Origin of the sequence: Rhodoferax potami (assembly GCF_032193805.1) — a bacterium.
Taxonomy (GTDB): domain Bacteria; phylum Pseudomonadota; class Gammaproteobacteria; order Burkholderiales; family Burkholderiaceae_C; genus Allorhodoferax; species Allorhodoferax potami_A.
Genome location: NZ_JAVBIK010000003.1, coordinates 1 through 13645, shown reverse-complemented (window position 1 = coordinate 13645; position 13645 = coordinate 1). Strand labels below are relative to the sequence as shown.

Here is a 13645-nt window from a genome sequence, read left to right as displayed (position 1 = left end):
CGCCTCGCCGATGGCATAGCAACAAGTACTCATTCTTTTCCACCATGAACAAACAACAACTAGCCGCCAAAATCTGGGAATCGGCTAACCAGATGCGGTCGAAGATTGAGGCCAACGAATACAAGGACTACATCCTCGGCTTCATCTTCTACAAATACCTCTCCGACAAACTGGTGCGCGTTGCCAAAAGCGAAAACTTCAGCGACGAAGACCTCCGCGCCCTGCCAGAAGACGATACCGAAGCCGTTGACCACATTAAGGGCAAGATCGGCTACTTCATCGCCCACCAACACCTGTTTTCTACGTGGCTAGAGCTCCAAGGCGACTTCAACGTATCCCATGTGCGCGATGCCTTGTCTGCTTTTGGTCGCCTCATTCACCCCAACCACAAGCGCCTTTTCGATGGCATCTTCAAAACCCTTGAAACGGGTTTGAGCAAGCTAGGCGACACGGCCGCCAAACAAACTAAGGCCATAGCGGAGCTGATTCAGCTCATCAAAGACATCCCGATGGATGGCAGGCAGGGCTACGACGTGCTGGGCTTTGTTTATGAGTACCTCATCAGCATGTTTGCTGCCAATGCGGGAAAAAAGGCGGGCGAGTTTTACACCCCGCACGAGGTCTCTGTGCTCATGTCCGAGGTCATTGCCCACCATCTGAAAGACCGCCAGACCATCCAGATATACGACTCCACCAGTGGATCGGGCTCGCTATTGCTCAACATAGGCCAGTCCATTGCCAAGCACATGGCGGACAAAAACAACATCCGCTACTACGCCCAAGAGCTCAAAGAAAACACCTACAACCTCACCCGCATGAACCTCATCATGCGCGACATCCTGCCCAACAACATCGTCACCCGCAACGCCGACACGCTAGAAGATGATTGGCCCTACTTTGACGACCAAGATCCCGTCAACACCTACGACCCACTGTACCTAGACGCCGTGGTCTCCAACCCGCCTTACTCACAAAAGTGGGACCCGCAGCACAAAGACGCCGACCCTCGCTACGCCCGCTTTGGCCTGGCACCCAAGTCCAAGGCCGACTACGCTTTTTTGCTGCACGACCTCTATCACCTCAAGCCCGACGGAATCATGGCCATCGTCTTGCCGCACGGCGTGCTCTTTCGGGGTGGCGAAGAGGGTGCCATCCGCAAGCAGCTGATTGAAAACAACCACCTGGAGGCCATCATCGGCCTGCCGGCCAACATCTTCTTTGGCACTGGCATCCCCACCATCATCTTGGTGCTGCGGCAAAAGCGCGAGAGCAGCGATGTGCTCATCGTCGATGCATCCAAGGGCTTTGCAAAAGAAGGCAAAAGCAACAAGCTGCGCGCGTCTGACGTCAAAAAAATCACCGATACCGTCAATAGCCGCACCAGCGTGCCGCGCTACAGCCGCCTTGTGCCCAAAACCGAGCTACAGGCCAACGACTACAACCTCAACATCCCGCGCTATGTGGATTCATCTGAGCCCGCCGAGAGCTGGGATTTGTATGCCTCCATGTTCGGCGGCATCCCCGTGAGCGAGTTGGACAGCTTGGCAGAATTTTGGCAAGCCTTCCCCAGCCTGCGCGCCGCCCTGTTTGCCGACAATGGCACGCCCTACGTGGCACCCAAGGTGCAAGACTTGGCCGCCGCCACCCGCGCACACCCTGAGGTAGCAAATTTCGGCCAAGCTTTCACCACCGCATTTGCCGACATCACCCTCTGGCTGCGCCAAGCGCTGCTGGCGCACATGCTCACCCTGCACATACCTCAGCAGGAGGCGCTGATCAGCGCAGAGTTGTTTGCACGCTTGGCCAATGTCGGCTCGGTGCCGCTCATAGACCGCTACCACGCCTACCAAATCCTGGCCGACCACTGGCAGCCTATCGCAACCGATCTGGAAATCCTGCAAACCGAAGGCTTTGATGCCACCCGCGTGGTAGACCCCCACATGGTCACCAAAAAGAAAGACGGCAAAGACGCAGAGGTGCAAGACGGCTGGAAGGGCCACATCATGCCCTTTGAACTGGTGCAGGCCACCTACCTCACACAAGAGCTAGACGCGCTGCGCAAGCAAGAGGCTCGCCTTGGCGAAATTACTGCCTCCATAGACGATGCCTTTGATGGCCTGAGCGAGGAGGAGAAGTCCAACGACACCGTGAACGACGCAGGCGACAAGTTTGTCAGCGCCGCCGTCATCAAAGAAGCCAAGGCCTTGCAAGCAGAAGCAGAAAAGCCCGGCAACTTTGATCCCGAATCGTACGAGGCCAAAATCATCCAAGTGGCCGACTGGCTGGCAGAAGAGAAAACGCTCAAAGCCACCATCAAGCAAGTCGCCGCCGCCCTGCACCTGAAAACCAAGGCGACTATCGAAGCCTTAAGCGACGCGCAGGTGCACGAGCTGCTGGAGCGCAAATGGATCAGCCCCCTGGTGGACGAACTGCACAGCCTGCCCGATCAGCAGATTGATGGATTAATCAGCAAGCTGGAAGCCCTGGTGCAAAAGTACCAAATTACCTATGCCGACAACGCCCGCGACATCCAGCGCACCGAAACCGCGCTGGCAGGGATGATTGAGGAGTTGGATGCCAATGAGTTCGACCTCAAAGGCCTCGCTGAACTAAAAACTTTGCTCGCAGGAAACTGAGATGAGCGAGCAGCAAAGCAGCAAATTGCCGCAGATTCGGTTTAAGGGATTTGAGGCGAAATGGGTAGAAAAAAAACTTGGCGATGTTGCGACATTTCTTAATGGGCGCGCGTACAGCCAAAATGAGTTATTGAGCAAGGGACGGTATAAGGTTCTCCGTGTTGGAAACTTTTACACCAACTCATCTTGGTATTACTCAGACATGAATCTCGCCGAGAGGTTTTATGCAAACAAAGGAGACCTTCTTTACACTTGGTCGGCGAGCTTTGGGCCTCATATCTGGGAGGGTGACAAGGTAATTTATCACTACCATATCTGGAAAATTGAGCTGTCTGAAGTACTCACCAAGTCATTTACGTTGCAGCTTCTAGAGAACGATAGGAAACGAATACTCGATAACAGTAATGGCTCAACAATGGTGCACATTACAAAAGAGGGTATAGAAGGTAAAAGCGTAGTCATACCGCATCCAGCAGAACAACAAAAAATCGGCAAATACTTTCAGGAGCTTGATGGCCTGATTCGTCTGCACCAACGCAAGCATGACAAGCTGGTGACGCTGAAAAAAGCGATGCTCCAAAAGATGTTCCCGCAACCCGGTGCCACCACGCCAGAGATTCGTTTTAAAGGGTTTCAGGGGGATTGGGTGGAGAAGAAGCTGGGGGAGGTTGGCGCGTTTAATCCCAAAGAAGCACTTCCCGAAATATTTGAGTATGTGGATTTGGAATCGGTTGTTGGAACTGAAATGGTTAACCATAGAACCGAAACAAGGAAAACAGCCCCCTCACGGGCGCAACGCTTGGCACGGCAAGGCGATTTGTTTTTCCAAACCGTGAGACCTTATCAAAAAAACAATTATCTTTTTACCCTGCCGTTTACGAACTACGTTTTTTCAACTGGATACGCACAAATACGGCCATTTGACGATGGCAGTTTTCTTCTGGGACTGATGCAACGTGATCATTTTGTAAAAGTGGTTTTGGATCATTGCACTGGAACGAGTTACCCCGCGATAAACGCTAATGTTTTAGCGGACATCTTCGTAATGGTTCCCACCCCAGAAGAACAACAAAAAATCGGCACCTATTTCCGCACACTGGACGAGCTGATTTCTCAACACGCCACCCAGCTCCAAAAGCTCCAGCAGATTAAATCCGCCTGCCTAGAGCGAATGTTTGTCTAGCGCGCCGCATCCACAGGTTTCCCCATGCTCATTCTCTACACCACGGACGACGGCAGAAGCCAAATCCAGCTTCGCAGCAAGGACCAAACCGTGTGGCTCACGCAGCGCGAGATGGCGGAGCTTTTTGATGTCAGCACGGACAACATCGGCCTGCACCTGAAAAACATTTTTGAGGACACCGAACTCAGTCGCGAAGCAACTACCGAGGAATCCTCGGTAGTTCAAGTCGAGGGGGCGCGCGAGGTGCAGCGCCCGGTCACGCTCTACAACCTAGACGCTATTTTGGCCGTGGGCTACCGGGTGCGCTCACCGCGCGGGGTGCAGTTCCGCCGCTGGGCGTCGACCATCCTCAAGGAATTCCTGCACAAGGGCTTTGTGATGGACGACGAGCGCCTGAAGAACCCCGATGGCCGCCCAGACCACTTCGACGAGATGCTGGCGCGCATTCGCGACATTCGGGCCAGCGAGAAGCGCTTTTACCAAAAGGTGCGCGATCTGTTCGCCCTGAGTAGCGACTATGACAAGACGGACAAGGCCACGCAGGTGTTCTTTGCCGCCGTGCAAAACCTGCTGATCTACGCCGTCACCCAAAAAACTGCCGCCGAGCTCATTACCGCGCGGGCCCAAGGTGACGACCCGCACTTTGGGCTGCTGCACTGGCAGGGGGCCAAGGTGCGCAAGGCAGACATTTTGGTCGCCAAAAACTACCTGACCGAAGACGAGATAGACACCCTGAACCGCTTGGTGGTCATCTTCCTAGAAACCGCCGAGCTGCGGGCCAAAAGCCGACAAGAGACGCGCATGGCTTTTTGGAAGCAAAACGTGGATCAAATCATCACGTCCAACGGTTTTCCGCTGCTCACCCATCTGGGCACCATTAGCCATGCGCAAATGGAGAGCGCAACCAGCGCCCTTTATGCGGACTACGACCAGCGCCGCAAGACCATTGAGGCGCAGGAGGCCGATCTGCAGGATGAAGTCACGCTCAGAGCGCTGGAGCAAAAAATCAAAGACCGCCCACATTCTTGATGGATCGCATGACCACCTTTGCCAAAGAATCTGAATTTGAAGCCGCTGTAATTCTCGAGCTACGCCAGCGTGGCTGGGGCGACGCGCCTGTGTTGAAGAACCCCAGCGAGGCAGACTTGTTGGCAAACTGGAAGCGCATTCTTTTTGAAAACAATCGCGGCCAAGACAGGTTGAACGAAGTGCCGCTGACCGACGGCGAAATGCAGCAGGTGATGGAGCAGATCACCGCGCTGCGCACACCGCTCAAGCTCAATGGGTTTATCAACGGCAAAACAGTGGCTATCACGCGCGACAACCCAGCCGATGCACTGTAACCGGTCACTGTCCGGCGTTCTTGCGAACTGATTGCAGGTACCAAAGAATGCGCCCTGATCAACAAACAGGACGGGGTCGGATATGGAAGAGACGCAGAGCGTGCTCAGGCGTGCAGTGTTGAGTGAACAGACTTGGGCTGAGGTACTGGATCGTTTTGACCGCGCTGGATTGACGATAGATGAATTTTGCAGCCGCGAAGGCATCAGTCGCAGCAGCCTTGCTCGCCGACGCACGCTTAGGAATAAACAGAGGGGAATCGCGTCCCCGCTGCGAACGAACAAGGTAGCCCCCACCACCGTGCCGAAGGCGGCGTTCGTTGATCTGGGCGACCTTGCTGGAGTGCACGGCAGCGGCAATGGAGCCATGGAGTTACGCATCGAACTCGGCTCGGGCATGAGTTTGCATCTGGTACGCCGGTAATGTTCTTTCCCGAGGGCCGCATTCGCGTGTTCCTGTATGGCCAAGCTGCCGATATGCGCCAGTCCTACGACGGCTTGTACGCTCTGGCACGCCAGGGGTTTGAAGTGGATGTGCTGGCCGGACACATGTTTGTTTTCATCAACCGGCGGCAAACACAGATGAAGGTGCTGTACTTTGACCGCAGCGGCTGGTGCCTGTGGTGCAAGCGTTTGGAGAGCGGCAAGTTCTCCCGTAAAGGCGTTCAAGGCGGCAGTGGCGAGATCGACTGCACGGCGCTCAAACTGATGCTCGAAGGCATCGAAGTGCGCCGACGCCACAAACGCTACCAACACCCTGCGCGGAGGTGACGATGTGCCCATTTTCAATCCGGAGAAGCACTCTTTTGCTTTGTCCCTAAAGGCCGCAAGATAAGGCCCATGTCGATGCCCAATACCAGCACTCCCACATTTACCGTCGAAACGGTCATGGGGCTGTCGCCGCAGAGCATCGCGCAGACACTGCAAGCACAGGCCGCCAGCATCAGCGCGCTGGAGCAGCAGCTCGAATGGTTCAAACGCCAACTCTTTGGCAAGAAGAGCGAGCGCTTTGCACCCTTGCCCGATGCGCAGCAAATGCACCTGGGGCAACTCCTGGGCGACCTCCCTGCCACTGATGCGCCCGAAGCCGACTCCGACTCCAACACCATCCCTGCACACCAGCGACGCAAACCCCGCAGCAACTTTGCCGACGAGGGCACGCCCGCATCGTTCTTTGACGAAACCAAGGTGCCCGTGCACACCATCGAGCTGGCCAACCCCGAGACCAAAGACCTCTCGCCCGATCAGTACGAGGTTGTCAGCCAGAAGGTCAGCCACCGCTTGGCACAGCGCCCCGGTGCCTATGTGGTGCTGAAGTATGTGCGCTCTGTCATCAAGCGCCACGACACGCAAACCCTGCACTGTGCGGGCGCGCCAACAGGCATCATTGAGGGCAGCCGCGCTGACGTGAGCTTGCTCGCAGGCGTTGTTGTTGACAAGTTTGCCTGGCACATTCCGCTGTACCGGCAGCACCAGCGCCTGAGCCAAGCGGGCTTCAAACTCAGCCGGGCGTGGCTGACGCAACTGGCGCAAAAGACCATTTCCCTGCTGGAGCCGATTTACGACACGCAGCTCGAGTCGATCCGCAACAGCCGGGTCAAGGCAATGGACGAGACCCCCATCAAGGCCGGGCGCAGTGGGCCCGGCAAGATGAAGGCGGCCTACTTCTGGCCTGTGTACGGCGAACTCGATGAGGTGTGCTTTGCCTATTTCGAGTCGCGCCGCCACGAGCACGTACAGCAGGCATTGGGGCTGCCAGGGGCCACAGATGCCGTGTTGCTCACTGACGGCTATGAGGCCTATGCACGTTACGCTGCCAAGACCGGCATTACGCATGCCCAATGCTGGGCGCACTGCAGGCGTGGCTTCTTTGAAGCTCTAGGGGCCGAGCCACAGGCCGCTGGCCAGGCGCTGCAGCAAATTGGCGAGATTTACGCCCAGGAAGAAGCCATTCGTGAACGTGACCTCTACGGGGATGCCAAACGAGAGCACCGTCTAAGCCACAGCAAACCGCTGGTGCAGAACTTCTTTGAATGGGTGGATTTGCAGTTCGAGCGGCAAGGCTTCCTGCCCAGCAATCCGTTGACCAAGGCATTGGCCTATGCACGCGAGCGCCGCGCGCAACTGCAGGTGTTTCTGGGCGATGCGGATGTGGCCATGGATACGAACCATCTGGAACGCGCCTTGCGCGCGATACCAATGGGCAGGCGCAATTGGTTATTCTGCTGGACGGAGGTGGGCGCCAAGCGCGCGGGCATCATGCAGAGCCTGATCGTGACATGCCGTTTACATGACATTGACCCCTACACCTACCTGGTTGATGTCTTGCAACGCGTAGGCCACCACCCCGCCTCCAGAGTTTCAGAACTGACGCCTCGTCAATGGAAGCAGCACTTCGCCGAGAATCCATTGCGTTCACCATTACACGGTTTGGTAACGTAGGCAATAACGCCGGACAGTGACCGGTTACGATGCACTGCACTTTGGCAAAGAGGTGAGCCTAAAAATTTACGACCGTCACGAGATAGCCGCCGGGCAAAGCCGCTACCAAATAGTGCAGCAGCCACGCCATGCTCGGGGCTCGCCGCTGCTCAATGACCGGCGGGGCGACCTGGTGCTCCTCATCAGTGGCATGCCGGTGATTCACATTGAGCTCAAGAAAAGCGGCGTGGCGGTTAGCCAGGCCTACAACCAGATACAAAAATATTCGCGCGAGGGTATTTTTACGGGCATTTTTTCGCTCATCCAGATATTCGTGGCCATGGAGCCCGCCGAGGCGCTTTACTTTGCGAACCCAGGGCCAGATGGCAAGTTCAACAAAGACTACGCCTTTCACTGGGCGGACTTCAACAACGAGCCTGTCAACGACTGGAAGAGCTTTACGGCAAGCGTGCTGTCCATCCCCATGGCGCACCAGCTCATTGGCTTTTACACGGTGGCTGATGAGTCAGACGGCGTGCTCAAGGTGATGCGCAGCTACCAGTACTACGCTGCGCACGCCATTTCAGACAAAGTGGCCAAGACAGATTGGAAAAACCCCAACCGCCTGGGCGGCTACATCTGGCACACCACCGGCTCGGGCAAGACGATGACAAGTTTCAAGTCAGCGCAGCTCATCGCCAACTCCAAGGACGCAGACAAGGTCGTCTTTTTGCTGGACCGCGTAGAGCTAGGCACCCAAACGCTGCAGGCCTACCGCAGCTTCGCAGGCGATGGCAATGCGGTGCAGGCCACGGAATACACCGCCATGCTCATCAAGAAGCTCAAGAGCACGGACCCCGCTGACACCCTGATCGTTAGCTCCATCCAAAAGATGAGCAAGCTCAAGGACGAGGAGGATGGCCTCAAAGCGCATGATCTGGAAACCATGCGCGCCAAGCGCATTGTGTTCATCATTGATGAATGCCACCGCAATACCTTTGGCGACATGCTCATTGATATCAAAGAGAGCTTTTCGGGCGCGGTGTTTTTCGGTTTCAGCGGCACACCCATCCAGCGGGAGAACGTGCGCAAGGACAACACCACCACCGATGTCTTTGGCGATGAGTTGCACCGCTACAGCATTGCCGACGGTATACGCGACAAAAACGTACTGGGCTTTGACCCCTACCAAGTGCTGACCTACCGCGACCGCGATTTGCGACAGGCTGTCGCGCTGAGTAAAGCCAAAGCTGCAAATCCAGCGGAAGCCTTTGCAAATGCCAAAAAGAAAGCGGTTTTCAATAGTTACATGAACGATGTGCCCATGGCGGGGCACCGGGATGGTGCTGGCCTTTATCAACCCGGCATAGAAGACCACTTGCCCAACACCCAATACAGCCTCGCCGGGCACCACAACGCCGTGGTGCAAGACATTGCCGACAATTGGCTCACCCTGAGCCAAGGCAGTAAGTTCCACGCAATTTTTGCCACCAGCAGTGTGTCGGAGGCTATTGCCTACTACCGTCTGATAAAGGTGAAGTGCCCGCAGTTAAACATCACCGCGCTGTTTGATCCGCATATCAGCGATGAAGACGGTGGTGGCGATCCGGTGTTTAAAACCAATGGCCTGGTGGAGATTTTGCAAGACTACAACCAAGCGTATGGCCAAAAGTTTGACCTGGGCAGCCATGCCAATTTCAAGCAAGACCTTGCCGCGCGCCTTGCGCACAAGGTGCCCTACATTCGCATCGAGGCCGAGCCACACAAGAGGCTAGACCTGCTGATTGTTGTGAACCAGATGCTCACCGGCTTCGATTCGAAGTGGGTGAACACGCTCTACCTCGACAAGCTCTTGACGTATGAGAACATCATTCAGGCGTTTTCGCGCACGAACCGCCTCTTTGGGCCAGACAAGCCGTTTGGCACCATTCGCTACTACCGCAAGCCGCATACCATGAAGCGCAACGTGGCCGCTGCCGTAAAGCTGTATTCAGGCGACAAACCCATTGGCCTGTTTGCTGACCGCTTGCCCCACAATTTGGAGCGCGTGAATGCCAGCTTTGCGGAAATAAGCGCCATATTCAGCGCAGCAGGCATTCAAGATTTCATGAAGCTGCCAGACGACCTGACCGAGCGCGCCGCCTTTGCTAAGACCTTCCAAGAGTTCAACAAAGTGCTGGAGGCAGCCAAGATTCAGGGATTCAATTGGGAGCAGGCGATTTATGAGGGCGACGAGACAAACGAGACGGTAGCACTTGCACTGACCCAGCACCAATACCTGACTCTTTTGCAGCGTTACAAAGAACTTTCCGCAGGAGCTGAGGGCGGCGGTGGTGGCGAGAGCATTCCGTTCGAGATTGATAGTCACATTACTGAGATTGACACCGGCAAGATAGATGCTGACTACATGAACTCGCGCTTTGACAAATATCTTAAAGTCTTGCAAGGTGGCGATGTGCAAGCCAAAGAAGCCACCTTGGCCGAGTTGCACCGCTCGTTTTCATCGCTGTCCCAAGAAGAGCAAAAAATCGCAGAGATTTTCCTGCACGACATTCAGCGTGGCGACGTGCAGATAGACACGCACCGAACCTTCCGCGACTACTTGGCTGTCTATCAAGCCCATGCCAAGAATGTGCAAATCGACAAGCTGGTGGCTTTGGTGGGTGTAAATAAAGCAAAACTCGTCGCACTAATGAACACGCATGTAACGCCAGCCAATCTCAACGAATTTGGTCGCTTCGACGATCTGAAAGCAACCGTCGATCAGCAAAGGGCTAAAACATATTTCGAAGGCTTGGAAAGTAAGGCGCTACCCTTATTCAGGGTCAACATCAGAGCTGCGAAGCTCCTTCAGGATTTCATCATCCAAGGGGGGATTGTTGTCTAACTTTTCCTACGAGGCGTTGGTAATCCCCCCGATAAACCAAAGGACCGAGAAGTAGAATTTTCTAAGAAGGAAGTTCTACGTGAAGAAGTCGAGATTTACGGATAGCCAGATCATGGCTGCATTGAAGCGTGTTGAAGCCGGTTTGCCGGTTCCTGATATCTGTCGTGAGTTGGGGATCAGCACCGCCACGTTCTACAAGTGGCGTGCCAAGTTTGGTGGCATGGACACATCCATGATGGCCCGCATGAAGGAACTCGAAGACGAGAACCGGCGGCTTAAGAAGATGTATCTGGAAGAGAAACTCAAGGCCGAGATCGCCAACGAGTACCTCGCAAAAAAGTAAGCCGGCCGTCTCGCCGGCGCGAGATGGCCAAAGAAGTCGTGCAGCAGCGTGGGCTTGCCATACGGGTCGCCTGTTCCGTGTTCTCAATCAGCGAATCCTGCTACCGCTACGAGTCCAAGCAAAACGCTGAGAATGAACTCATCGCTGATTGGTTGATGCGGCTGACGGACAACCACCGCAACTGGGGCTTTGGCCTGTGCTACCTGTATCTGCGCAATGTGAAGAGTTTCGGGTGGAACCATAAACGCGTGTACCGCATCTATCGTGAGCTGGAGTTGAACCTACGTATCAAGCCTAGGAAGCGCTTGGTGCGTGAGAAGCCCGAGCCTTTGGCTGTGCCAGAGGCCATCAATCAGGTCTGGTCGATGGACTTCATGCACGACAAGCTGGAGGACGGCCGTAACCTGCGCTTGTTCAATGTCATCGACGACTTCAACCGTGAGGCGCTGGGCATTGAGGTGGACTTCTCGCTGCCGTCGGAGCGGGTGATCCGAGCATTGAAGCAGATCATTTCCTGGCGTGGCAAGCCGCAAGTGATTCGATGTGACAACGGGCCCGAGAACATCAGTGGCACCATCCAGAACTGGGCCGAGGAATGGGGCATCCGGTTTGAATATATCCAGCCGGGCAAGCCACAGCAGAATGCCTATGTCGAACGGTTTAACAGGACTGTTCGATACGAATGGCTATCCCAGTATTACTGGTCCAGTATTGAAGAAGTTCAGGACTTCGCCACGCAGTGGATGTGGTCCTACAATCACGACCGCCCGAATATGGCCCTGGGCGGTTTCACCCCAATGCAGCACTTGGCCATGGCTGCATAACCGTTCTACTTTTAGGTCCGGTGGAAATTGGGGGGATTACCGTACGCTCTGGCACGCCAGGGGTTTGAAGTGGATGTGCTGGCCGGACACATGTTTGTTTTCATCAACCGGCGGCAAACACAGATGAAGGTGCTGTACTTTGACCGCAGCGGCTGGTGCCTGTGGTGCAAGCGTTTGGAGAGCGGCAAGTTCTCCCGTAAAGGCGTTCAAGGCGGCAGTGGCGAGATCGACTGCACGGCGCTCAAACTGATGCTCGAAGGCATCGAAGTGCGCCGACGCCACAAACGCTACCAACACCCTGCGCGGAGGTGACGATGTGCCCATTTTCAATCCGGAGAAGCACTCTTTTGCTTTGTCCCTAAAGGCCGCAAGATAAGGCCCATGTCGATGCCCAATACCAGCACTCCCACATTTACCGTCGAAACGGTCATGGGGCTGTCGCCGCAGAGCATCGCGCAGACACTGCAAGCACAGGCCGCCAGCATCAGCGCGCTGGAGCAGCAGCTCGAATGGTTCAAACGCCAACTCTTTGGCAAGAAGAGCGAGCGCTTTGCACCCTTGCCCGATGCGCAGCAAATGCACCTGGGGCAACTCCTGGGCGACCTCCCTGCCACTGATGCGCCCGAAGCCGACTCCGACTCCAACACCATCCCTGCACACCAGCGACGCAAACCCCGCAGCAACTTTGCCGACGAGGGCACGCCCGCATCGTTCTTTGACGAAACCAAGGTGCCCGTGCACACCATCGAGCTGGCCAACCCCGAGACCAAAGACCTCTCGCCCGATCAGTACGAGGTTGTCAGCCAGAAGGTCAGCCACCGCTTGGCACAGCGCCCCGGTGCCTATGTGGTGCTGAAGTATGTGCGCTCTGTCATCAAGCGCCACGACACGCAAACCCTGCACTGTGCGGGCGCGCCAACAGGCATCATTGAGGGCAGCCGCGCTGACGTGAGCTTGCTCGCAGGCGTTGTTGTTGACAAGTTTGCCTGGCACATTCCGCTGTACCGGCAGCACCAGCGCCTGAGCCAAGCGGGCTTCAAACTCAGCCGGGCGTGGCTGACGCAACTGGCGCAAAAGACCATTTCCCTGCTGGAGCCGATTTACGACACGCAGCTCGAGTCGATCCGCAACAGCCGGGTCAAGGCAATGGACGAGACCCCCATCAAGGCCGGGCGCAGTGGGCCCGGCAAGATGAAGGCGGCCTACTTCTGGCCTGTGTACGGCGAACTCGATGAGGTGTGCTTTGCCTATTTCGAGTCGCGCCGCCACGAGCACGTACAGCAGGCATTGGGGCTGCCAGGGGCCACAGATGCCGTGTTGCTCACTGACGGCTATGAGGCCTATGCACGTTACGCTGCCAAGACCGGCATTACGCATGCCCAATGCTGGGCGCACTGCAGGCGTGGCTTCTTTGAAGCTCTAGGGGCCGAGCCACAGGCCGCTGGCCAGGCGCTGCAGCAAATTGGCGAGATTTACGCCCAGGAAGAAGCCATTCGTGAACGTGACCTCTACGGGGATGCCAAACGAGAGCACCGTCTAAGCCACAGCAAACCGCTGGTGCAGAACTTCTTTGAATGGGTGGATTTGCAGTTCGAGCGGCAAGGCTTCCTGCCCAGCAATCCGTTGACCAAGGCATTGGCCTATGCACGCGAGCGCCGCGCGCAACTGCAGGTGTTTCTGGGCGATGCGGATGTGGCCATGGATACGAACCATCTGGAACGCGCCTTGCGCGCGATACCAATGGGCAGGCGCAATTGGTTATTCTGCTGGACGGAGGTGGGCGCCAAGCGCGCGGGCATCATGCAGAGCCTGATCGTGACATGCCGTTTACATGACATTGACCCCTACACCTACCTGGTTGATGTCTTGCAACGCGTAGGCCACCACCCCGCCTCCAGAGTTTCAGAACTGACGCCTCGTCAATGGAAGCAGCACTTCGCCGAGAATCCATTGCGTTCACCATTACACGGTTTGGTAACGTAGGCAATAACGCCGGACAGTGACCGGTTAC

Annotated in this window: 11 protein-coding genes; all 11 read left to right on the top strand. The window is 56.0% G+C overall.

Translation table 11 applies throughout. The annotated features are described in order from the left end of the window. The first annotated feature begins 44 nt into the window (after positions 1-44). The 11 genes from RAE19_RS17975 to tnpC (RAE19_RS17925) all read left to right on the top strand — a co-directional run bounded on the left by RAE19_RS17975 (position 45) and on the right by tnpC (RAE19_RS17925) (position 13617). On the top strand, positions 45-2636 hold the full coding sequence (locus RAE19_RS17975; protein ID WP_313876289.1) for a type I restriction-modification system subunit M: 2592 nt from the start codon (positions 45-47) through the stop codon (positions 2634-2636). Position 2637: 1 nt separating this feature from the next. Further along, positions 2638-3819: a restriction endonuclease subunit S gene (locus tag RAE19_RS17970; RefSeq protein ID WP_313876288.1), complete on the top strand. Its 1182-nt coding sequence runs from the start codon at positions 2638-2640 to the stop codon at positions 3817-3819. 24 nt (positions 3820-3843) lie between these two features. Beyond that, on the top strand, positions 3844-4848 hold the full coding sequence (locus RAE19_RS17965; RefSeq protein WP_313876287.1) for a virulence RhuM family protein: 1005 nt from the start codon (positions 3844-3846) through the stop codon (positions 4846-4848). A gap of 8 nt (positions 4849-4856) precedes the next feature. Further along, complete coding sequence (locus RAE19_RS17960; RefSeq protein WP_313876286.1) at positions 4857-5162, top strand: hypothetical protein; 306 nt, start codon at positions 4857-4859, stop codon at positions 5160-5162. An 82-nt stretch (positions 5163-5244) separates the two neighbouring features. After that, the gene (locus tag RAE19_RS17955) at positions 5245-5583 is read left to right on the top strand and encodes a hypothetical protein (RefSeq protein ID WP_313873005.1); all 339 of its coding nucleotides are present in this window, start codon (positions 5245-5247) and stop codon (positions 5581-5583) included. After that, positions 5583-5930: an IS66 family insertion sequence element accessory protein TnpB gene (gene tnpB, locus RAE19_RS17950; RefSeq protein ID WP_313873004.1), complete on the top strand. Its 348-nt coding sequence runs from the start codon at positions 5583-5585 to the stop codon at positions 5928-5930. Before RAE19_RS17955 ends, tnpB (RAE19_RS17950) begins: the two co-directional genes overlap by 1 nt. 69 nt (positions 5931-5999) lie before the next feature. Further along, on the top strand, positions 6000-7601 hold the full coding sequence (tnpC, locus tag RAE19_RS17945; protein WP_313872998.1) for an IS66 family transposase: 1602 nt from the start codon (positions 6000-6002) through the stop codon (positions 7599-7601). Between the two features lie 16 nt (positions 7602-7617). Further along, positions 7618-10467, top strand: coding sequence for a type I restriction endonuclease subunit R (locus tag RAE19_RS17940; protein ID WP_313876285.1), 2850 nt, complete (start codon positions 7618-7620; stop codon positions 10465-10467). A gap of 79 nt (positions 10468-10546) precedes the next feature. Beyond that, positions 10547-11634 (top strand): IS3 family transposase gene (locus RAE19_RS17935; RefSeq protein WP_313873731.1). Its coding sequence is split into 2 segments (ribosomal slippage): positions 10547-10808 and positions 10808-11634, totalling 1089 coding nucleotides; the frame shifts between segments, so codons are not numbered across the junction. Between the two features lie 27 nt (positions 11635-11661). Then, positions 11662-11946: an IS66 family insertion sequence element accessory protein TnpB gene (gene tnpB / locus RAE19_RS17930; protein WP_313872999.1), complete on the top strand. Its 285-nt coding sequence runs from the start codon at positions 11662-11664 to the stop codon at positions 11944-11946. A 69-nt stretch (positions 11947-12015) separates the two neighbouring features. Then, positions 12016-13617 carry an IS66 family transposase gene (gene tnpC / locus RAE19_RS17925; RefSeq protein ID WP_313872998.1) on the top strand — a complete coding sequence of 534 codons (1602 nt, stop codon included), beginning with the start codon at positions 12016-12018 and terminating at the stop codon, positions 13615-13617. Positions 13618-13645 lie beyond the last annotated feature (28 nt).

Coding starts and splice junctions, on each gene's coding strand:
- RAE19_RS17975 (WP_313876289.1), top strand. CDS start 45: ATGAACAAACAACAACTAGCCGCCAAAATCTGGGAATCGGCTAACCAG.
- RAE19_RS17970 (WP_313876288.1), top strand. CDS start 2,638: ATGAGCGAGCAGCAAAGCAGCAAATTGCCGCAGATTCGGTTTAAGGGA.
- RAE19_RS17965 (WP_313876287.1), top strand. CDS start 3,844: ATGCTCATTCTCTACACCACGGACGACGGCAGAAGCCAAATCCAGCTT.
- RAE19_RS17960 (WP_313876286.1), top strand. CDS start 4,857: ATGACCACCTTTGCCAAAGAATCTGAATTTGAAGCCGCTGTAATTCTC.
- RAE19_RS17955 (WP_313873005.1), top strand. CDS start 5,245: ATGGAAGAGACGCAGAGCGTGCTCAGGCGTGCAGTGTTGAGTGAACAG.
- tnpB (WP_313873004.1), top strand. CDS start 5,583: ATGTTCTTTCCCGAGGGCCGCATTCGCGTGTTCCTGTATGGCCAAGCT.
- tnpC (WP_313872998.1), top strand. CDS start 6,000: ATGTCGATGCCCAATACCAGCACTCCCACATTTACCGTCGAAACGGTC.
- tnpC (WP_313872998.1), top strand. CDS start 12,016: ATGTCGATGCCCAATACCAGCACTCCCACATTTACCGTCGAAACGGTC.